Here is a 17,843-nt window from a genome sequence, read left to right as displayed (position 1 = left end):
ATACATGCATCACCTCGTTATTGGTGAGTTTGTATTTTCGGTGGGGGATAAAACCCCCATTATGAAAATGAACCGCGTCACAATAGGCCGCTTTACTGAAATAAGTCTGGTGGATGGTGCGATGTCATCACCCACAGGAAAACCCCTTGAAACCCTTTCTATTACAGCCAAGTGGTTACGCCAAACCGCAGAAGATAATGTGGAGCGTTTACGCCAAATGGTCGATGAGCCACAACAGGTCAGCAATGGCGGAGGGGTAAATCTAGGTCAATGGACAATTAAAAGCATCAATGAAGGAAAATCAGAATTGGTGCATAACGGCTCGGCACAAGTTACCGACGTCACTCTTGAGTTATTGGAGTATCGATGAAAGTCACTGCACATAAAGGGGATCTCATTACGGATGTCCTTTTTAAACATACAGGTCAAGATGATGACCAATTAGAAGCCGACTTCTATCAATTAAATCCTCACGTTCGTGGGGATTTTTTTATGGAAGAAACCATGGTCACCATTCCTGAAGTCAGCTTTAAACAAAATATCAAAGAGGTAAACCGCTCATGGGACTAGAACTCAAAGGCAAGCACAGTGAAATGATGCTCTCTTTACTGCAAAGCTGGACACTGCGTGATGAGAACGGCATCGATGGCGATGATCTAAAGTTAGTCATTCACTCATCAGACATTGATGGTTTACCGCCAAAGGGCGAGAAGTACACCGTTTATCTTGATGAGGTAAATCGTGGGGTGTTCCAAATTTCAGGCCGTCAATTCTTAGTGGAGCCAAGAACCATCACGATCACCATGACGGTGTCACCATTCTCAATCAAAGATAATTCAGGCTTTAGAGAAAGAAAGAGCATGAGCTGGAACAAAGCAACGCTAGGCCAAGTGGTCTCTGATTGTGTTTCTCCACATGGGTTCGTTCCTTTTGTCGCACCTGAATTACAAAAAATTGAAATCGAGAGTTTACATAGACTCGATGAAAGCACGTTGCCTTTTTTACGTAAATTAGCAAAACGTTATGATGCGATTGCAAAGCCGGTGGAAGAGCGCTTTGTATTTGTGCCAATTGGCCAGCGTTCAGCGTCAAGCGGTAAAGAGATTCAATCCATTACGTTGTCACTTCCTGATGAAAACAAAAGCCTTAACTCAAACTTTGTGAATGTCTCGGGTGACTTGGATGGCCGTAATGATTTCGCAGGGGTTAAAGCGTTCTATTTGGATCCAACGGACAGTTCAAGAAAAGAAGTCAGTATTGGGACCGCACCGTTTAAACGTCTAGGTCAGGATAAGAACAACCAGCAAGAAGCCGATCAAGCGTGTCATGCTGAGCTTAGAAAAATACAAAGACAAGGCCGCAAAGTCACCATTCAAGCTCCGGCCATTGCCACGGCTTTTGCTGAAGGTCATGTGATTTTGGATAGTTCATTTCCAAGCGTGGCTCAAGGGACGTATTCGATTGATTCAGTCAGTCTCAGTGGCGCAGGAAAACAAGCGACACGAATGACGTTGCAAGCCACGTTATTGGGGGAATGATGATCACAATGAATCAAAACGCACTGTTTCAAACCACGGTGCGATGCAAAATATCAGAAGCTCAAATAAAGAAATACAGTCGTGACAGCCAAGTGAGACAACTTAAAGATGAGCGTTATTCGTTGTATTTGCGCTTTAAACAGAATCGAGAGCAGGGAAGTTGGATTTATTATGAATACAAAGATGGTAAACAAAAGAGCTATCGTATTGGTAAATATCCAGACTTAAACGCCAAAGGCGCATTTGAAGTGCTTAATGCGTTTATTGTTGAGCTGACAACAGGAAAACCAGTATCAGGCAATTTGTTCTCAACTGTTGATGAGGTGGTGTGTTGGTATGTAGAACGTGAGTACCAAACTAGGAACGTGTCTAAAAATCGTATTACAGGCATTAAGTCGATGGCAGACAATCATCTTATTTCTAATTTGCATTGCTTACCTATTCGAGATTTAACCCATAAAAGTGTGGATGAGCTTTTAATCAAACCATTATTGAAATCTTGTTTTGCAAATAGCTATATCAGGACCATCTTTCAATTACTCAAAGTGTGTTTTACGCGAGCTAAAAAGCTTAATTACTTAACGTTTAACCCAATGGATGAAATGAAGTTTACGGACTTTGTCACTAAGCGAATTGATGTAAAAGGATCACGTTTAAAGCCCGACGATGTGCCTGAGCTGCTTTCTAAAATCACTAAAGCCAATCCTATTGAGCGCGTTCTCTGTTCAATGATGCTTTGTCATGGCACACGATTAGGTGAAACGCGTCTTACAAAATGGAGGCATATAAACCTTAAACAAAAGAGATGGGTTATCCCTAAAGAGAATACGAAATCGAAAAAAGAGATCGTTTATCCATTATCTAATGACATGGTGGCTTTACTGAGTGAGTTTAAACAGTGGCAAATAAAGCATAACTACGCCATCAATAACGTATTTCCTTTAAACAAGCGAGATTTGCACCCAATCCATTCAGTGAGAGCGTCTGAATTAGTGAGAGCGGTGAGCAATAAAGAATGGTCAGCTCATGACTTACGAAAGGTGGCCAGAACGGTATGGGCTGATTTAGGTGTTGATTACATGGTTGCTGAGACATTATTGAATCATGCGAAAGATAAGCTCGATCAAGCCTATATTCACACTCATTTGGAAATGAAGAAGAAAGAAGCCCTGAATATCTACCATCAATGGCTAAATAATTGCTGTCACCACTGTCTTAGTGCTGATCTAGTTGCTTAAGAGATCGTTTAAAAGATCATTAAAATCAAATCGAAAGTTCAATTCTCATTGTTAATTACAGAGGGTAGTAAAATCATGCCAATTTTAGCCAAAAATGAGCATATTCCAGAAAATTTATTGAAATGCGCACGGTCGGTACCACACCAAGTTGGACTGCTTAAATTGAGCAAGACACAGTTAATTGTTCTGCAGTCGATAAAAGAGGGTGAGGAGGTGACACCGTCACAGATTGCGGATAGATGCGGTTTATCATCAAGCTGGGCAAGTTCTTTGTTGAAGCGATTAAATGAAAAGTGTTACCTAAGTAGAAGTTATATGCAGCAACTTACAGGAGGGGTTGAATTTAAATACATGAAACAGTAACCTCATTCGCATGTGATTGACATTAATCGTTAATCTTTACTCACATTGTTCCGTAATAATTGAGAGCTATAAATAGAGTAGTGCTTATGCGTTAGGACCAAATAAATCTGCATTATTTATACATGCAGTTTGGGACTTATTGTATGAAAAAACTTTGCTGTTCAATTATTCTACTAATGATATTTATTATCACCCTTTTTAGCTTGTATGTTGTTTTTACCAAAAGCACAGAAGATGCTGTTCATTTATTAACTGCGTTCGCTGGACTTTTTGCTGCAACAACAGCATTAATTACAGCTGTTAAGTCGATTTAATTAACCCGTTGTTAAGTTTCAAGCTTTCTTAGGTTATTGATTTTAGGTACTTCTAGAGCCTAAATCCTAACCTACGGGGCTACATCCTGGGGAATGAAAATTTTTCGGGCTCTATGGTCACCACCAACAGGCTAGAAATATTGGTGGTGATTAGATAATTTAGACTTTACGTGACGCATAACACTAGTCAAATGTAACAGCAAGTTCTACCCAGTTTTTATAATCATTCTTATTCGCATTTAATTCTAGTGTGTCAGAAATAATACCTATTTTATGTTTTTCAGCTATATCTGTAATATTTTGCTCTTGGTATTTAACGGCCAAATCACGCTTTATAGCATGAGAAACATCCTTAGAGTAATGTGAGTTTGAGTATGAAAGCAGCTCTATTATATTAATGTTAATACTTTTACTAAAACTACTTTGAGGTGGCATTGCAGGATAAATATCTCCCCATGTATTTGTTGAGAACCATATCACGCTGTTTTTCAGAAGCTCTTCATCATGACTATTCATATTAAATGTTTTTTGCTTTAGCGCCGTATCTATTCTAAAAGCAGTATCTAACCATGATTTATATATACTATGATACTTATCATGTAAGACAAGCAATGTTAGCAATAGGTATGCATCAAAACTCTTATTTCCTACATTTCGAAATACGGCTAGGGCTCTGTCGCATAATTGTTCTGATTCACGAAGCGATAACACGAATGTATCCGCAACAGATGTTATTGCTGAAGTTAGAGACGCTGCATTGTTAATATTTGGCCATATGTTAGTACCATGGAACAAGTCACCTGCAGTTCTTTTTTCTAAATATGACTCAATAAATGCTAAATTAGATACTTGATTTAGTGAGAGTCTTCGCTTAAAGAACCGACCTAAATAAGTCGTAGCATCAAAACCTTCTCCATATATAGCTTTAATCGCATGTTGTAATTGGTCAGTATCAGTTGCAACAACAAAAACAACATTTTTAACATTGAAAAAATGTTTAATGACTTCCAGCATTTCAACAGCATAAGTTGGTCGACAACGGTCAAGTTCATCCACAAAAATAAATGCAGGGCAGGTGAGACTGTTATCTAAAGCATTTATTGCTTCAACCCATAGCTTTAACTCTTCCTTCAAATGCTCAACATCTTCAAGCTTTTGATTATGATCTGAAACCAGTTCAGAAGCCAACGCCGAGGCTATTGAACCATCAAAAGAATCACTGTCTTCTGAAGGTTCTTCATCAGTTGGAATTGTAATCACATCAGTATCAATACCTGAAACCTTCTTGAAAATACCTTTTGCTACAGCAGGAGCCACTGCCTTAAAGAAACGAGCAGCTTTTGATCCAAAGTCATTTATTGCCTGTTCAGATTCTGGTAAAAGCTTTTTCAATTGTTCAATAATTGATGCCATCACTGTTAACAACGGGTCATTGGAAAAATCTTGTTTCCAAGCATCGATATAAACAACAGGATGCTTATCACTTAATTCATGAATCCAACGTTTAAGAAAATATGTTTTTCCTGCCCCCCATTGGGCATTCAGATTCAATACATAGCCGTCATCAGAGTTTTCATATATTAAAAATTTAGTTATGAATTCAGCGTATCGAGCACGATCTAATTTATCTGCAGGTAATATTTCCCCGTAAGTACTTGTAATATTATCTTCCCAGTTGAATCTATAATGATGCGTTGGCATTGAGACTCCATCTTCAAACAAATATGTTAGTATGCCATACACGAATAAATAACTTATGTTAATTTTCTTTAAAATGTTCACTTACATAAAATAAAACATATGATTATTTTGGGGCAAAACGAAAATGCAGAATCCTGATTTGGGGCAATTTTGGGGCAAAATGAAAGGTTAAATAACGTCGTTTTCGACTATTCGGACTTAAAAGCAGTAGAATTCAGACATAAAAAAAGACGCAATTAAGCGTCTTTTTTAGTCTGTAGATTTTGAAGTAACGAATTACTTTTTACGACAGAACTCAGCGATTACATACATAGATTGACCGCCGTTTGCCTTACCAGAAACTAGACGAGGATCGTCGCCAAGGCTGATGCCACGGATAACGGTGCCTTGTTTAATTACTTGGTTAGTACCTTTAACTGGAAGGTCTTTAGTAACCGTTACGTCGTCGCCTTTTTTAAGCTCAACGCCGTTAATGTCACGTGGTTTTTCACCGTCAGAAAGAAGTGCTTTCTCAGCCCATTCTTTAACGTCTTCTTCAACGTACATCATATCTAGAGCATCTTGAGCCCAAGATTCAGAAGTTAGTTTGCTTAATAAAACGTAAGACATAACTTGAACCGTTGGAATTTGGCTCCACATAGAGTCATTTAGACAACGCCAGTGATTAACATCCATTGTTGCAGAGTCCTCGATTTGTGCCGTACATGTATCACAAATCATTACACAGTTATCAACGTTGATGTCTGTCTTTGGTGGTACTGCGAATGGTGCTAGAGAAGATGCAGAACCACATAATTCACATTTAGAATCACAGCGAGATAATAGAGTTGTTTCAGTGCTCATAATAGTGCCTGTTTGTTTAGTAAAACCAATGTCGCTAATTATACAACACAGAAATCAATTGCGGTGAGAATACTGTAATTTTTCTTATTAATACTCTGTTTGGTATCATTAGGGTAAACATAGGATTTCAAAGAGGTAAAACATAATCATCAATGGCGTTACAATTTCTAATTATTGATAAACAGAAAGGTTATTTTTCGTAGTATTTAGCTTTTATTCTTACATTAAGCTTGAATGCTTTAGGTTTAACGATACTATGCGCAACTAAGATTATGATGCAAAACAGAGGCAAGAATCGTAAATGGTAAACAATCAAAACCAATGGCAAAGTAACTATGAAGAGAAAGGCTACTTTGTCATTAGAAATTATTTTACTCAGACTGAAATTTCAAAGCTAAGAAAAGTGATATTGAAATTTCATGAATCATGGAAGCAAGATAATGAAGAGTTTTACCATGACGATGCATTCAATTCCTCATTAATTACTGGTAGCCAGTATTTAAAAACTGATGATAGATTAGCGCTTTTTAATTTCATTAGTTCTAAAAAAATGATGAATGCTGTTGAATCTGTAATAGCTGAAAATCCTGCATTTATGAATACGCAGTTGTTTTTTAACCCAGTGAATCCTCAACAAAAGGATTTCTGGCACCGAGACTGCCAATATGACCATGATGTGGACATTCAAAAAATTGTGATTCACGAGACGCAAGTTGTCCATCTACGAGTGCCTTTATTTGATGAGCTAGGCATGGAACTTATACCAGGAACGCATAAGCGCTGGGATAATGAAGAAGAGTATGATGTTAGACAAGAAGAAAATGGTCGTGAGAGTCATGAGAACATTTCAGGCGGAAAAGTCATTAATTTAGCGGCTGGTGATATGTTAGTTTTTTCTGCTGACATGATCCATCGTGGGCTGTATGGATTAGATAGATTGGCATTTGATATTTTAGTTTTTGATCCAGTAGGAGACTTTGTTGATTATGTCGATGACGATTGTCTGCCAGATAACTCAATGCTAAAGAGAATTAATGACCCTAGATTATTTATGAGCACGTTAGAGTTAAAAGCGAAGGCTAATATTAAAGTTGCAGTGTAATGCATTGAATCCCTAAGGATTAAAAAAGATTATCAATGACTTGCGGAGGATTGGCTATGTTTATTGGTACCCTTAAAGAAGCTATGGGTCAGTGCGCATTATGAGGGCTTATGTAAAATCAAGCTCTGATTTGTCTCGCTTATAATACTATCGCCAACTTTTCTAAATGAAGAGTTGGCTAATGAAATATAACAAGATGACAAATAACTACTTTTTCCGCTTTTATAAGTGTGGTTTAAGCGTCGAGCAGACAGCTAAACTATGTTTTAAAAGTGTGACACAGGTCAATAACTGGGACAAAGGCAAAGAAATACCGCCAGAGTGCAAGCGATTGATGCGAATGTATTGTGAAAGAAAAATAGGAGTAGGAGAGTCCTGGCATGGTTTCACAGTTGAACGTAATAAACTTAAATTGCCAACCGGGCAAGAGTTAGAACCCCAGCAAATTTTAACTGCAGTAGCGCTTTTAGAGATCGAATGCGATACAGACAAAAGCACATTAACAAAACTTCTTAAATTTTCACGCGCTATAAGTAAGATCAAGAACGGGTTTTAAGAAGAGCCGAGAATCAAGAGCTTACACCGCAAGCGTGATAAAATGGTCGAATGAACCCACGTATTACATAACGTGGGTTCTAGCTCCGTTCCGCTTCTTCCTCCTCAGTCTTCGTCGCTCATCAGCGTCACTAAGCTAGGCGCTATTAGATTTATAGCAAAGCGATAAACTCTATCTATAGCTATTTGTATATTGGACATTAAGAGCGATTCTAGCAGGAAGGCGGTTTCTTTTTATTTGATAACGTCATTTGGAAATTGATTAGAGATAATTTTTAATGGAGTGAAAGAACAGCGTTTCGCTCCGCTTATATGCGCAAGCGCATAAGATCTTTCCTCGCGCAGCTCGTCAAAGCTAAGAACGTAGACGGCCAGAGACCAGCAACAAAAAAAGGTATGTCATTTTTTGACATACCTTATGTTATCGATAACAAACTAATGCGCACTAGAAATAATCACGGAATAAAAATTGTACTAATTGGTAAACAAAAACCCCAATACTAACAGATACAAAGCTGCCTAATAAAACATGTAATAACGCTAAAAAAGTTAATTCCATTTAATCACCTATAAAAATATTGAATTGTCTTTAACTAAATCAGTTACAGACGGTTTTTGTGTCGTGTTGGCAATGGATGATTCTTGTGAATTATCATCATTACCCGCAAGCGTTGTTCCAAGTGCGCCACACGTAACCATAGCTTTTAATGCACCATTGGATAGTTCGATTAAACAATCATCCAGTATCTTATATTCAACACCTACCGCAGCTAGATAATGCTCATTAACTGAATAAACGCCTTTAACCGTATTAACGTTAAATAATAAACCAGTCTCTATTTTAAAATGCTTCCCTGTATTAATCACTTTTCTATGAACAGCAGTTAAATGAGCGTCAAGTATGCCGTCAAAATAAAGAACTTGATTTACAGGAACATAAACAGAACTAACTTGCCCACTATCCGAACCGCTACTCCTATTGCTAGATAAAGACACAGGAGCTTTATTATCTTGAATAGTTTTGACCCCAGATTGTGAAACGGTTGAAGTATCTTGTGTCTCAACTTTAACTTCTTTAATTTCACCATCATCATTATTAACTTTATTCGCAATTCCATAAATAACATACCCAAAACAAGCTATAACTAGCAAAAAGTAAAACCACACCATAGGATTTTTTAATAAAACATTCATACCACCTGAATGCGTAATCGCTCCGGTTCCGGTGGACTTGTAAAGTAAATGAGCCTCAAGCGGAATTTTTAACGTTAGTAAATTTGGATCCTTTTTCTTGGGTAAAGAGATCTTACTTGTATTGGTCGAATGCTTATAAATATAGGGCTTACGTTTTGCACCGATAAAACCATCCCTATTTTTATGATAGAAAGCCTGTTCAGCACATGATTTTATAGACGAATCAATTTGACCCCAGTCGGGCGAAATCAAATCAATATCCCAGTTGTATTTTCTATGACGCATAAAGCCTTCATTGAAAGAAAAAGGATAGATAATGCGTCCGTTATCATCGTATTCAGCCTTGCCCCTATCATCAACTTCAGACGGTTTTAATTCATCGAGATTAACCGGAACATGGCGAGAGTTAAAAAAGTTTTCATAGTCTGGTGGTAACAACTCAAGAAAATCAGACAAGGGTGCGGCCTTAATCTTCTTAATATCAAAACCAGTATTTTTAGAAAATAAATCCTGGCACTCATCAATTACAATTAACGCATTAAGAGGACACCAACAGAAAAAGTGTTGCCACAATTTAACGCCCTCAGCGTCCCTAGAAAAGATACGAATCAATTTAGCGGTAGATGGAAACTTAATATCTAAACGCTCCTCTATGACCTCCAGAGGTTCCATCCCCTCGAAGTTAGTAACAACAACACGGCCAGCTTTTAAAGCGGGTAAAATTGTAAAATAAGCGACATAGGCTGATTTGTATGAACCATTGCCGCCAGTGCGAATTGTAATCATCGGCTTAACCTCAAAACAAGTGACGTTGTAGCGCAATTTGCATAGATTCCCAGACCTTCAGGAACTCGAAACAAATTTGCGTAATAACGGATTTCAGTAGGTAACATATTGAACAAGTCAGAGAAAAAAGAATTAAATCCAATTTCATCAAGCAACGTTGTGGCGACCGAGTAAGATACTTTTAAAAACATAATTGAAGACATCAGTTTCATTTTTATATACCAACTTTGTAACCACGTGAAAAAGTCTAAGAAATAAACGTCTATATTTTCAAGATAATTAATAAGCGTTGTAAAACTTGTACCAACGTAATCGAAAAATTCTATCATTAAACTGTCTCCAAAATTATGCGAATCCCTGCAACACCAAAGCCGAATATAATTATTAAACCGATAATATCCGCATTATCTACAAATACAGTTAATGCGAAATTATCAAATGTTAATTCCTTACCGCCCCAATTTTGTTTTAAAGTATGTGCATTATAATCACCTGAATTTACATCAGTTTGAAAATTGAAATAAGACTTAAATTTATTTAATTGTTCTTGGTATTCCGTCTTTAAATTCGCTACGTCTTCATTTAATTCATTAAAACTATTATCAGTGTATAAGTCATCAGCCGGAACATCTGCAACATCAATTATTTTATCTTTCTCTGAAGCCTTTTGAATTGCATCTACTATGCTATCAGACCCTTTTTTTGTAGTTGAAATTAATGTAGATAAATAATTATTTGTCGAGGAGCTCGATTGCCTAATAACATCATTCTGATTGTTTATAGACTGATTAACATTATTAAACCCATTAATTGAATCTTGCCAAAATCCTATCGTATTATCATTTAACTTCTTTATGTGCTCAGTGTTATCAGAAAGACCAACGTTTAAATCTTTATTTAATCTAGTAATTAACTCGTTATTATCTTTATTCAAATTGGCAATAGCTTTTAATATGTTGCCGTTACCCTCATCAGGTGGTAGAACGTCAACTGGCGGAGTCTCTGGACTTGGGTCAATATCTGGACTTGGTTCATTAGTAGACGGTGGATTATTAGAATCAAAATCAGGATTATCCGGTGTGTCAGGTTCAGGAGGCCACAAGCAAGCAGGCCAGTTAGGATTATTAGCGTTACATTTTGGAACATCAGCGCATTGCGGCCAATCAGGAGAACCTTCCTCACACTCAGGTTCAGGAACGTTGCGACATTCAGGCAGCCATTCTTCAGGGTCGTTAGTACACGTTTCATGGTATTCACCACCGATATTTGTACACATTTCCATTTCAGCTTGACGCTTTTCTTCTATCTCAGGAGAATCACAAAAAGACGGTGGCGGCGGCTCTTCACAAATACCAGTCACAGGATCCAATTCTAAATCATCAGGACATGACTCTGACTGATAAACTACATTACCAATATTTTTTTGTTTACAACCACTATTAGGACTCATACACATCCAAGCACCAAGGCTAGAATTACCGTTATAAACAATAAGAGATTCTATTGTATAGACAGTATAGCGGTCTTTATAAGTAACCCCATTGCACGCAGGAGACGGAAGCTTAACAAGCTGACCAACAGAAAAAGGTTTACAGCCAGGCATGCCACTAAAAGATGTAACTTTATACACAGCAGAATGAACAGTAAAAGAAAAAAGAAAGGTAAATAATAAAAGTATTCTTTTCATAATTTAAGCCTAAAAAAAAATGCCTCACTAGGAGGCATTAACACCGGATGTGAACCCACCCAAGAACGCTAAGAAATGTACGAGACCAAACCCGAACGATATTAAATGGATCACAAAATCTTGCATATTACTTACGCATTGATGAAACAATCATACCAACACCAAAACCGATAGCAGCAAGGCCAATGATACCGATAACAACTAAAGAGTAGTTAGCTTGACCAGATGCAACAGCAGCCGTAATTGCTGAACCGATAGCATTTGCATCAGTTGCAAAAGCAGAAGATGAAGCAACAACAGCAGTAGAACCTAAAAGAACTTTATTTGAAAATTTCATAATTTTTACTCACTTTAATTTTTTAACAATACGGCCAATAATGTGACCACTTAAAAAAGATAGTAATAAGTATCCGATTGTGTCGGCAAAAATAGCACTATCAATATCAAATATTAAATTGGAATTATCCAATCTAATATATTCTTCATAAGTAATTAGAATATTTGGGCAAGGATTTACAGGGTCAAAATTAGAAGCTACTAAATAGTTGTTTGTCCCAACGTTTGCACATAATGTTTTCATAATTACTTCTTAATTTACTTTATTTACCCATTGAAGCTTGAAAATGCTTTTTAATTTCATCATCAACAGGAATCAAACGAGTAACAATAGAACCCGCTAACGGATTACTATAATCAAGACCTAACTCTAGTTGGTATTCACGTCGAGGAACTAACGCGCCTGATTTTTCAAGCTCTAACGCGTATTTATAATCAACCAATAAAAGTTGGTCATACTTCTGATTAACATCACCAGATTCACCAATTGTGCGACGCTTGTATTTATCCATATCAATTTCACGAAGTGGACGACTGATATTTAATTGCGCTTGATGTCCATTAAACTCATTCCAAGTAATATCCATACCAAGAACGAAAACTGAATTTTGTGACATTTTAATTACTCCAAAGCCATATTTAATAAGTTGCTATAAGTCCGAGGCAATCCTATTGTTTTAGAATCACGCACAACAGTAGCTAGAACGTGTTTAGAATTACCGTTATATAATTCAAGTAAATCATTTAATATGCCGCCGTATTGACGTTTAAGCCAGTACGTAGCATTTAATAAATCAAAAGCAGGGCGCTTTTCTTTTGTAATTTTTGTATGAAAAGATGGACTAGATTCTATTGAGCGAGCAAAGTCATTTAATGCCGCAAAACCACCTTTGATATTTAATAAAATATCTATATTCCATTTTTTCAATTCAACTTCTGAGCGATACCATACAAAATCATCTGATTCTATTTTCTGCTCTAATTTCTTATTGTATATACGCCAATAAACAGGCGATTGACGAGAACCAACCGAAATTTGTTCTTTCGTATAAGTACGCTCATTAAACGTTTTACCAAAGAAAAACTCACGATCGTCTTTTACCTTTGGAGAACGGCCGCGAGGATTTAATCTAAACGCGTCCTCATAAGCAGCTGTTAGAGCATAATCACAATCAAAAATACCGTCATAGTCATCGTAAGCAATATCAATACGAGATAACGTTTGAACACCTAACACTTTGTGTAACCAGTGATGTAAAGAAAACGCAGAACGACGAGCTAAAACGTGCTTGCAACCAGTACCATTTATTTGAAAGTGTACCGTGTCATTGTTGCCACCAATCCCGACTAAGCCACAGAACTGAGAACCATCTTCAGAAAAAAGGTTGAATGAATTTTCGTAAAACTGAAAACCCTTATCTCTAAGCGGTGAAAGCGATAGGCCAAGAACGTGAACAACAAAAGCCTTTAAACATTCAGTGTAATACTCTGAAAAAACATTACGCATTTTTTCGTTATAAGCATCAATTTGCTCTAAACTTGCCGCTTTTTGTGACTTGTACTTAGGCTGTTTAGGGAAGTGCGGCTGCGTTTCACGAGTAAAACCCATAAAGCCCGCACGCTCACAGTGACGTAAATCAGCAATCTTGAACGTAAACGAAAGCCAATCAATATTTAATCTTGATTCCGTTCCGTCAGTTTCGTGTTTATCTAAGCTCATCAATGATCGCCTTACGTTCTTCAAACGACAAATTAGTCAACGAAATCAATTCATACTCTGAAAACTCAGATTCACAGTAAGAAAATAGATTTGAATACGATTTGAAAAAGTCCCATTCACCATGAATGAACACTGAAACAGTGCAATCTGGCATCATGTCGTAATAAACTTTTTCAATATCGATAAAAATCATTGAAAGCCCCAAGTAATAAAAAGACCGACACGCAATAAAGACAAGGTAAAACGCTGCGAGTCGGTGTAACCAGATATGGTGACTATAATAGTCACCAATTTCGGATACCACAAGACACCAAAACGGGTGACTTTTAAGCTACAATTAAAAAAACGGAGGATTTGCCATGTATCAAAATGAACTGTTAGACGCATATAAAAAGGCGCAGAATTACGTACAAGACAAGCAAATAGCTATGGATTTGAATATACCTAAACAAAGAATTACTGATTTCAGAAAAGAGCGTCGCCATCTATCTGATTCACAAGCGCTTTTTCTTGCTCAAGGTGCAAGTATTGAACCTGAGTTAGCTTTGCTTGGTTGTCAGGCTGATCGTAATGAAAATCCGATTATCAAAAAGCTCTGGGAAGACATTGCAAAAAAGTTGAATAGTCGAGGTTTGCAAGCGATATCAACGGCTTGCGGAGGCTTGGCTATGTGGATTGGCACCCCTAAAGAAGCTGTGGCTCAGTGCGCATTATATATCTTATGTTAAATAGTGTTTAGCCATACTTGATATTCACACGTGTTAGCTTCCCCATCACTATTAATTCTTTCAATAACAGCTAATTTAACCATAATCTTATTTACCATAAAATAGCTAATAATCACTAAATAATACTTCGTATCTATCTAATGATTATTAGCTTTCACTAAGAACTTAATGATTAACCACCAGCAAGTTTTACTGTGTGGCCTTGCTTAGTTAAGAATTCTTTAATCTTTTCGCGATTGTCGCCTTGGATTTCAATGTCGCCATCTTTAATTGCGCCGCCACAGCCACATACTTTTTTAAGTTGTGCCGCTAATAACTTAAGTTGTGCATCTTCCATATCAAGTCCAGTAACAACACAAACACCTTTGCCTTTACGGCCTTTAGTTTCACGTTGAATTCGAACAATACCATCACCTTTTGGACGCTCTTGTTTTACTTCTTCTTGTTTAATGCGGCCAATATCGGTTGAATATACTAAAGACATAATTAATCTCGTTTTTAAATGATGGTGAATTGTAAATTATTTTTCGTGTTTATCCAAAAAGGATTTTATGGCTGTTAACGAGCCCTTCGCAAGTTTTCCATGATACAAACAATACCAAGTGTTTACTTCACCGGTGTCATTCTTAATTTGAAAACCTTTGTAATCTTCACTCTGGAATTTATCTCGTTTCTCGTTAATCGCAGTTTCACCCATATCGCCAAACTCTTTAGGCTGGATGATTGAGCCCGTATCACTCCACCAGTCGATACTTTTTTTTACAGCACTTAAGTGACCTTGTAACACCTTATTTTTAATCAATACTTTCCAGTCATCAGGAACACCTGTTTTATTTTCAATGAAAAAACCTCTGTACAATGACTTCTGCATACTAATTACTCTTACATTTTATCTATTAATAACAACATAGTTAGGATCGAATAAATGTTTCCTTTATGCCAGACTTTAGCTTCTGATTCGTGATCTTATGTGTAATTTAAATTGTATGGTATAGTTTTCTAATATACCTATTAAGTTATGGTGCACTAGGATGGATAAATCTCTTTTTTTAACTCCAGATATAGACATAGATACATTGGCTTCTTGTTTAAAAAAGAAATACTCACACAACAGCTTGGTTTCATTCAAAAATGATTGGGTTAACTTTGTTGTGTTTTGCCAATTACATCAAGTGATAGCTCTGCCCGCTTCTACCACTGCGATTCGTATCTTTATCGAGAAACAAGCTAAGGATAAAAAGCTAGCTTCAATTAAGCGCTCTCTCATTTCTATTTCACATATTCATAGTGCTTTTGAATTTAAAGATCCAACTCGAACCTCTCAAGTTAAGACGGCTCTTGGAAAGATAAGACTAGATAAGAGAGACGATAGCAAACAAACAGAAGGTATTACCCTAGATATGCTTGCAGAACTTGAGCGACAACTCTCTCATTCTGTTGAGCTAAAAGACATTAGGGATTTAGTTATTTGGCATCTAATGTTTGAATTACTCTTAAAACGTGGGGAGTTAAGAGATTTAACTCTTGATGATGTCTGTTTTGATGAATTAGGAAATTGTTTAATTCAATTACAACAGAGTTTTTACCCTCTATCACAAGAGACGACTGTCTTACTCAATAACTGGTTAAATGCATCACAACTTAGTGAAGGATATTTATTTAGAGGACTTGATCGACATCAGAATCTTTCTTCAAGTAACCTAAATGATTCATCCATCTATCGTATTTTCCGTCGGGCGAATGAATTACTTAATCTTGATATTCAATTTTCTGGGCTATCTGCAAGAGTTGGGGCAACGAAAGAACTGTCTAAATGTGGTTATACAGTGCATGAGATTCAAGAGATGGGACGCTGGGTGAGTCCTGCAATGCCTAATCAATATATTGGCAATGTTGAACGTTCTGAGCGACAAAAATCAAAATTTAAAACAAAAAAACCTGAATAATATCAGGTTTTTGTTTAAATACTTACGCAGGCTAAATTACTTTATTGCGTTAAGAATTGCTTTTTGTAAAAACGTTTTGAAGCAGTCTCCGTTATGTTCTAATAATTTAGGGAACATAGAGATTGGAGTCATTCCCGGGAAGGTATTTACTTCATTCAAGAATATCTCGTTATCTTCTGTTAGGAAGAAATCAATACGAGATAAGTCTTTTAGCTTCATCTGTGTAAATACTTTTTGGCTATATTGATTAATTAACTCAATTTGTTCATTCGATAAATTTTCAGCGGTCAATGTTGTCGTTGAGTGACTACCACTGCCATATTTTTCATCATAAGTATAAAAAGCACCATCAGGAGCGGTGACTTCACCAGGAGGTGTTGTAAACAGCTTGCCATCAATTTGATAAGCGGCAACTTCTAGTTCTCTTGGTTTCACTGCTTTTTCAACAAGTACTTGCTCAGAGTAACCAAAGGCATCATTGATCGCTTGTGATAACTCACTCTCAGACGTTACCTTGTAACAACCAACAGAGGAGCCTTGGCAAGCAGCCTTAACAAACAATCCGCCCCATTCTTTAAACGCAACTAATGCAGAACTGTGTGTCTCTTCATTGTTTTCAGTTAAGAATAAATATGGCGTATTAGGGATCCCAAGTGCATCATACCAAAGCTTTGATGTGATCTTATTAAAGCTGTTAGTACTTGATTCTGCATTACAACCAAAATATGGAATTCCAAACATATCAAGCATAGATTGAATGTCGCCCGTTTCACCAGGGTAGCCATGTATACATGGGATCACGTAGTCGACACGACCTGCATCTACACCGTCACACAATAAAGATTTGTCTGAACGTAATTCATACTTAATACCACTGTCAATGTGATACCAAGCACCATCTTTAATTTCAAGATGAGTAATTTGAAAGGCATTTAATTCAGAAAGCTGTTGAGAAATATACTTTGAAGAAACCAGTGAAACTTCGTGTTCAGTACCGCTACCGCCACAAAGTAAAAGGATATGAGTCATAATAGTCACTATAGAAAAATCGGCATACACTTAATGCACGCCGATTCAAAATTAATTTAGTTTATGTAATTCAGGATTATCTGAATTTTTGATGCTGTTAATGCTACGTACAAACGGGCCATACGCTTGAATTTCTGTTGGCAATTGCTTGATTGCTTCACGAGCTTCTGCAGGTGTTGCAAAATCACCGTATAGAATTGTATACCAAGGCATATTATTAACAGTTTTACGATTCATCCAAACAGGCTGTTCACCAGCTAGTTTACCAGCATAAGTACTAAGATCTGTTTTACGACTAAGCGCTAAAATCTGCAAAGTATAACCATAACGGTTCTGCATCTCTTTTTGCTTTTCTGTTGGTGGCAAAATCTTAATTGCAGAATCAGAAGTCGCTGCAGTTGCGCTCTCTTCTGAGGTTAATTTAACCACTGGTTTTTCCGCTTCAGTTTGTGGTACTGCAGCAATCTCAGTTTCTTCAAATGTAGTTACTTCTTCTTCAATCGGTTGAGATACTTGATACACTTCTTCAGAAGATTCTGTGGTAATGTTTGTGGTATACGAACTACTTGTACATCCTGCAAGTAGAACGGTTAACGTAATAGGAATGATTTTTTTCATTTTAATTCACAATATAGTCATGCTGATGTCCTAATTTTGCACCTGATATAATATACAATCAAGTGTTTAGCCTTGTAACTGTTCATTTACTCTTAAATTTGTGCTCCATATTTAATAAATGACGTGTTTTTGTGCGCTGGCTTTC

General features: G+C 36.9%; 25 protein-coding genes. 11 read left to right on the top strand and 14 right to left on the bottom strand.

The features are described 5' to 3' along the window. Nucleotides 1-4: 4 nt before the first annotated feature. From ED622_RS09265 to ED622_RS19945, 6 genes are all read left to right on the top strand, one after another. A complete protein-coding gene (locus ED622_RS09265) occupies nucleotides 5-370 on the top strand; it encodes a phage tail protein (protein ID WP_122033613.1) in 366 nt (121 codons plus the stop codon). After that, nucleotides 367-570 carry a hypothetical protein gene (locus ED622_RS09260; RefSeq protein ID WP_122033612.1) on the top strand — a complete coding sequence of 68 codons (204 nt, stop codon included), beginning with the start codon at nucleotides 367-369 and terminating at the stop codon, nucleotides 568-570. The genes ED622_RS09265 and ED622_RS09260 overlap by 4 nt, the downstream gene beginning before the upstream one ends. After that, a complete protein-coding gene (locus tag ED622_RS09255; RefSeq protein WP_122033611.1) occupies nucleotides 561-1,538 on the top strand; it encodes a hypothetical protein in 978 nt (325 codons plus the stop codon). The genes ED622_RS09260 and ED622_RS09255 overlap by 10 nt, the downstream gene beginning before the upstream one ends. Before the next feature lie 8 nt (nucleotides 1,539-1,546). Then, entirely contained in the window at nucleotides 1,547-2,776 is a 1,230-nt protein-coding gene (locus ED622_RS09250) for a site-specific integrase (RefSeq protein ID WP_254052613.1), read from the top strand. A 75-nt stretch (nucleotides 2,777-2,851) separates the two neighbouring features. Beyond that, the gene (locus ED622_RS09245) at nucleotides 2,852-3,139 is read left to right on the top strand and encodes a MarR family transcriptional regulator (protein ID WP_122033609.1); all 288 of its coding nucleotides are present in this window, start codon (nucleotides 2,852-2,854) and stop codon (nucleotides 3,137-3,139) included. A gap of 143 nt (nucleotides 3,140-3,282) precedes the next feature. After that, nucleotides 3,283-3,453 carry a hypothetical protein gene (locus ED622_RS19945; protein WP_162922493.1) on the top strand — a complete coding sequence of 57 codons (171 nt, stop codon included), beginning with the start codon at nucleotides 3,283-3,285 and terminating at the stop codon, nucleotides 3,451-3,453. A gap of 183 nt (nucleotides 3,454-3,636) precedes the next feature. Here ED622_RS19945 and ED622_RS09240 read toward each other — a convergent pair whose 3' ends face one another. Together ED622_RS09240 and ED622_RS09235 are read right to left on the bottom strand one after the other, a co-directional pair. Continuing rightward, nucleotides 3,637-5,154, bottom strand: a complete 1,518-nt coding sequence (locus tag ED622_RS09240; protein ID WP_122033608.1) for a P-loop NTPase fold protein — start codon at nucleotides 5,152-5,154, stop codon at nucleotides 3,637-3,639. 276 nt (nucleotides 5,155-5,430) lie between these two features. Further along, nucleotides 5,431-5,997: a PhnA domain-containing protein gene (locus tag ED622_RS09235; protein ID WP_122033607.1), complete on the bottom strand. Its 567-nt coding sequence runs from the start codon at nucleotides 5,995-5,997 to the stop codon at nucleotides 5,431-5,433. 301 nt (nucleotides 5,998-6,298) lie between these two features. Between ED622_RS09235 and ED622_RS09230 the strand changes: the two genes are divergently transcribed. The 3 genes from ED622_RS09230 to ED622_RS09225 all read left to right on the top strand — a co-directional run bounded on the left by ED622_RS09230 (nucleotide 6,299) and on the right by ED622_RS09225 (nucleotide 7,655). Continuing rightward, nucleotides 6,299-7,099, top strand: coding sequence for a phytanoyl-CoA dioxygenase family protein (locus ED622_RS09230; protein WP_122033606.1), 801 nt, complete (start codon nucleotides 6,299-6,301; stop codon nucleotides 7,097-7,099). Between the two features lie 35 nt (nucleotides 7,100-7,134). Continuing rightward, nucleotides 7,135-7,203: a hypothetical protein gene (locus ED622_RS20165; protein ID WP_371413434.1), complete on the top strand. Its 69-nt coding sequence runs from the start codon at nucleotides 7,135-7,137 to the stop codon at nucleotides 7,201-7,203. A 77-nt stretch (nucleotides 7,204-7,280) separates the two neighbouring features. Further along, nucleotides 7,281-7,655, top strand: coding sequence for a phage protein (locus ED622_RS09225; protein WP_122033605.1), 375 nt, complete (start codon nucleotides 7,281-7,283; stop codon nucleotides 7,653-7,655). A gap of 566 nt (nucleotides 7,656-8,221) precedes the next feature. On the opposite strand, the gene ED622_RS09220 is transcribed toward ED622_RS09225, so the two are convergent. The 8 genes from ED622_RS09220 to ED622_RS09185 all read right to left on the bottom strand — a co-directional run bounded on the left by ED622_RS09220 (nucleotide 8,222) and on the right by ED622_RS09185 (nucleotide 13,570). Further along, nucleotides 8,222-9,634, bottom strand: a complete 1,413-nt coding sequence (locus ED622_RS09220) for a zonular occludens toxin domain-containing protein (protein ID WP_122033604.1) — start codon at nucleotides 9,632-9,634, stop codon at nucleotides 8,222-8,224. Beyond that, nucleotides 9,631-9,963 carry a DUF2523 family protein gene (locus tag ED622_RS20085; protein ID WP_122033603.1) on the bottom strand — a complete coding sequence of 111 codons (333 nt, stop codon included), beginning with the start codon at nucleotides 9,961-9,963 and terminating at the stop codon, nucleotides 9,631-9,633. Before ED622_RS20085 ends, ED622_RS09220 begins: the two co-directional genes overlap by 4 nt. Further along, nucleotides 9,963-11,321, bottom strand: coding sequence for a hypothetical protein (locus ED622_RS09210; RefSeq protein ID WP_122033602.1), 1,359 nt, complete (start codon nucleotides 11,319-11,321; stop codon nucleotides 9,963-9,965). Before ED622_RS09210 ends, ED622_RS20085 begins: the two co-directional genes overlap by 1 nt. Nucleotides 11,322-11,448: 127 nt before the next feature. Then, nucleotides 11,449-11,658, bottom strand: a complete 210-nt coding sequence (locus tag ED622_RS09205; protein ID WP_122033601.1) for a hypothetical protein — start codon at nucleotides 11,656-11,658, stop codon at nucleotides 11,449-11,451. Between the two features lie 9 nt (nucleotides 11,659-11,667). Further along, nucleotides 11,668-11,901 (bottom strand): hypothetical protein, encoded by a 234-nt coding sequence (locus ED622_RS09200; RefSeq protein ID WP_122033600.1) that lies wholly within the window; start codon nucleotides 11,899-11,901, stop codon nucleotides 11,668-11,670. A 19-nt stretch (nucleotides 11,902-11,920) separates the two neighbouring features. Then, nucleotides 11,921-12,274, bottom strand: a complete 354-nt coding sequence (locus ED622_RS09195) for a DUF1293 family protein (protein ID WP_122033599.1) — start codon at nucleotides 12,272-12,274, stop codon at nucleotides 11,921-11,923. Between the two features lie 5 nt (nucleotides 12,275-12,279). Continuing rightward, complete coding sequence (locus ED622_RS09190) at nucleotides 12,280-13,377, bottom strand: replication initiation factor domain-containing protein (protein WP_122033598.1); 1,098 nt, start codon at nucleotides 13,375-13,377, stop codon at nucleotides 12,280-12,282. Further along, nucleotides 13,364-13,570: a hypothetical protein gene (locus ED622_RS09185; protein WP_254052612.1), complete on the bottom strand. Its 207-nt coding sequence runs from the start codon at nucleotides 13,568-13,570 to the stop codon at nucleotides 13,364-13,366. Before ED622_RS09185 ends, ED622_RS09190 begins: the two co-directional genes overlap by 14 nt. A 166-nt stretch (nucleotides 13,571-13,736) precedes the next feature. Between ED622_RS09185 and ED622_RS09180 the strand changes: the two genes are divergently transcribed. Next, complete coding sequence (locus ED622_RS09180; RefSeq protein WP_122033597.1) at nucleotides 13,737-14,105, top strand: DUF3693 domain-containing protein; 369 nt, start codon at nucleotides 13,737-13,739, stop codon at nucleotides 14,103-14,105. Between the two features lie 172 nt (nucleotides 14,106-14,277). Here the strand turns inward: ED622_RS09180 and yciH are convergent, their stop codons facing one another. After that, a complete protein-coding gene (yciH, locus tag ED622_RS09175) occupies nucleotides 14,278-14,589 on the bottom strand; it encodes a stress response translation initiation inhibitor YciH (protein WP_122033596.1) in 312 nt (103 codons plus the stop codon). Between the two features lie 36 nt (nucleotides 14,590-14,625). Then, entirely contained in the window at nucleotides 14,626-14,976 is a 351-nt protein-coding gene (locus tag ED622_RS09170; protein ID WP_122033595.1) for a DUF3319 domain-containing protein, read from the bottom strand. Nucleotides 14,977-15,136: 160 nt separating this feature from the next. On the opposite strand from ED622_RS09170, the gene ED622_RS09165 reads away from it, so the two are divergent. After that, nucleotides 15,137-16,051, top strand: coding sequence for a tyrosine-type recombinase/integrase (locus ED622_RS09165; RefSeq protein WP_122033594.1), 915 nt, complete (start codon nucleotides 15,137-15,139; stop codon nucleotides 16,049-16,051). Nucleotides 16,052-16,087: 36 nt separating this feature from the next. Here the strand turns inward: ED622_RS09165 and ED622_RS09160 are convergent, their stop codons facing one another. Together ED622_RS09160 and ED622_RS09155 are read right to left on the bottom strand one after the other, a co-directional pair. Beyond that, a complete protein-coding gene (locus ED622_RS09160; RefSeq protein WP_122033593.1) occupies nucleotides 16,088-17,080 on the bottom strand; it encodes a D-alanine--D-alanine ligase in 993 nt (330 codons plus the stop codon). A gap of 51 nt (nucleotides 17,081-17,131) precedes the next feature. Next, a complete protein-coding gene (locus tag ED622_RS09155) occupies nucleotides 17,132-17,698 on the bottom strand; it encodes an SPOR domain-containing protein (RefSeq protein ID WP_122033592.1) in 567 nt (188 codons plus the stop codon). Nucleotides 17,699-17,843 lie beyond the last annotated feature (145 nt).

The sequence above is a fragment of the Aliivibrio sp. EL58 genome, from assembly GCF_900312675.1.
Lineage (GTDB): Bacteria > Pseudomonadota > Gammaproteobacteria > Enterobacterales > Vibrionaceae > Aliivibrio.
The sequence above is the reverse complement of the archived record's forward strand: the minus strand, read 5'-3'. Positions and strand labels throughout refer to the sequence as shown.

Coding starts and splice junctions, on each gene's coding strand:
- ED622_RS09265 (WP_122033613.1), top strand. CDS start 5: ATGCATCACCTCGTTATTGGTGAGTTTGTATTTTCGGTGGGGGATAAA.
- ED622_RS09245 (WP_122033609.1), top strand. CDS start 2,852: ATGCCAATTTTAGCCAAAAATGAGCATATTCCAGAAAATTTATTGAAA.
- ED622_RS09220 (WP_122033604.1), bottom strand. CDS start 9,634: ATGATTACAATTCGCACTGGCGGCAATGGTTCATACAAATCAGCCTAT.
- ED622_RS09260 (WP_122033612.1), top strand. CDS start 367: ATGAAAGTCACTGCACATAAAGGGGATCTCATTACGGATGTCCTTTTT.
- ED622_RS09180 (WP_122033597.1), top strand. CDS start 13,737: ATGTATCAAAATGAACTGTTAGACGCATATAAAAAGGCGCAGAATTAC.
- ED622_RS09230 (WP_122033606.1), top strand. CDS start 6,299: ATGGTAAACAATCAAAACCAATGGCAAAGTAACTATGAAGAGAAAGGC.
- ED622_RS09225 (WP_122033605.1), top strand. CDS start 7,281: ATGAAATATAACAAGATGACAAATAACTACTTTTTCCGCTTTTATAAG.
- ED622_RS09160 (WP_122033593.1), bottom strand. CDS start 17,080: ATGACTCATATCCTTTTACTTTGTGGCGGTAGCGGTACTGAACACGAA.
- ED622_RS19945 (WP_162922493.1), top strand. CDS start 3,283: ATGAAAAAACTTTGCTGTTCAATTATTCTACTAATGATATTTATTATC.
- ED622_RS09255 (WP_122033611.1), top strand. CDS start 561: ATGGGACTAGAACTCAAAGGCAAGCACAGTGAAATGATGCTCTCTTTA.
- ED622_RS09240 (WP_122033608.1), bottom strand. CDS start 5,154: ATGCCAACGCATCATTATAGATTCAACTGGGAAGATAATATTACAAGT.
- ED622_RS09190 (WP_122033598.1), bottom strand. CDS start 13,377: ATGAGCTTAGATAAACACGAAACTGACGGAACGGAATCAAGATTAAAT.
- ED622_RS09210 (WP_122033602.1), bottom strand. CDS start 11,321: ATGAAAAGAATACTTTTATTATTTACCTTTCTTTTTTCTTTTACTGTT.
- ED622_RS09170 (WP_122033595.1), bottom strand. CDS start 14,976: ATGCAGAAGTCATTGTACAGAGGTTTTTTCATTGAAAATAAAACAGGT.
- ED622_RS09155 (WP_122033592.1), bottom strand. CDS start 17,698: ATGAAAAAAATCATTCCTATTACGTTAACCGTTCTACTTGCAGGATGT.
- ED622_RS09185 (WP_254052612.1), bottom strand. CDS start 13,570: ATGATTTTTATCGATATTGAAAAAGTTTATTACGACATGATGCCAGAT.
- ED622_RS20085 (WP_122033603.1), bottom strand. CDS start 9,963: ATGATAGAATTTTTCGATTACGTTGGTACAAGTTTTACAACGCTTATT.
- ED622_RS09200 (WP_122033600.1), bottom strand. CDS start 11,901: ATGAAAACATTATGTGCAAACGTTGGGACAAACAACTATTTAGTAGCT.
- ED622_RS09250 (WP_254052613.1), top strand. CDS start 1,547: ATGAATCAAAACGCACTGTTTCAAACCACGGTGCGATGCAAAATATCA.
- ED622_RS09235 (WP_122033607.1), bottom strand. CDS start 5,997: ATGAGCACTGAAACAACTCTATTATCTCGCTGTGATTCTAAATGTGAA.
- ED622_RS09195 (WP_122033599.1), bottom strand. CDS start 12,274: ATGTCACAAAATTCAGTTTTCGTTCTTGGTATGGATATTACTTGGAAT.
- ED622_RS09205 (WP_122033601.1), bottom strand. CDS start 11,658: ATGAAATTTTCAAATAAAGTTCTTTTAGGTTCTACTGCTGTTGTTGCT.
- yciH (WP_122033596.1), bottom strand. CDS start 14,589: ATGTCTTTAGTATATTCAACCGATATTGGCCGCATTAAACAAGAAGAA.
- ED622_RS09165 (WP_122033594.1), top strand. CDS start 15,137: ATGGATAAATCTCTTTTTTTAACTCCAGATATAGACATAGATACATTG.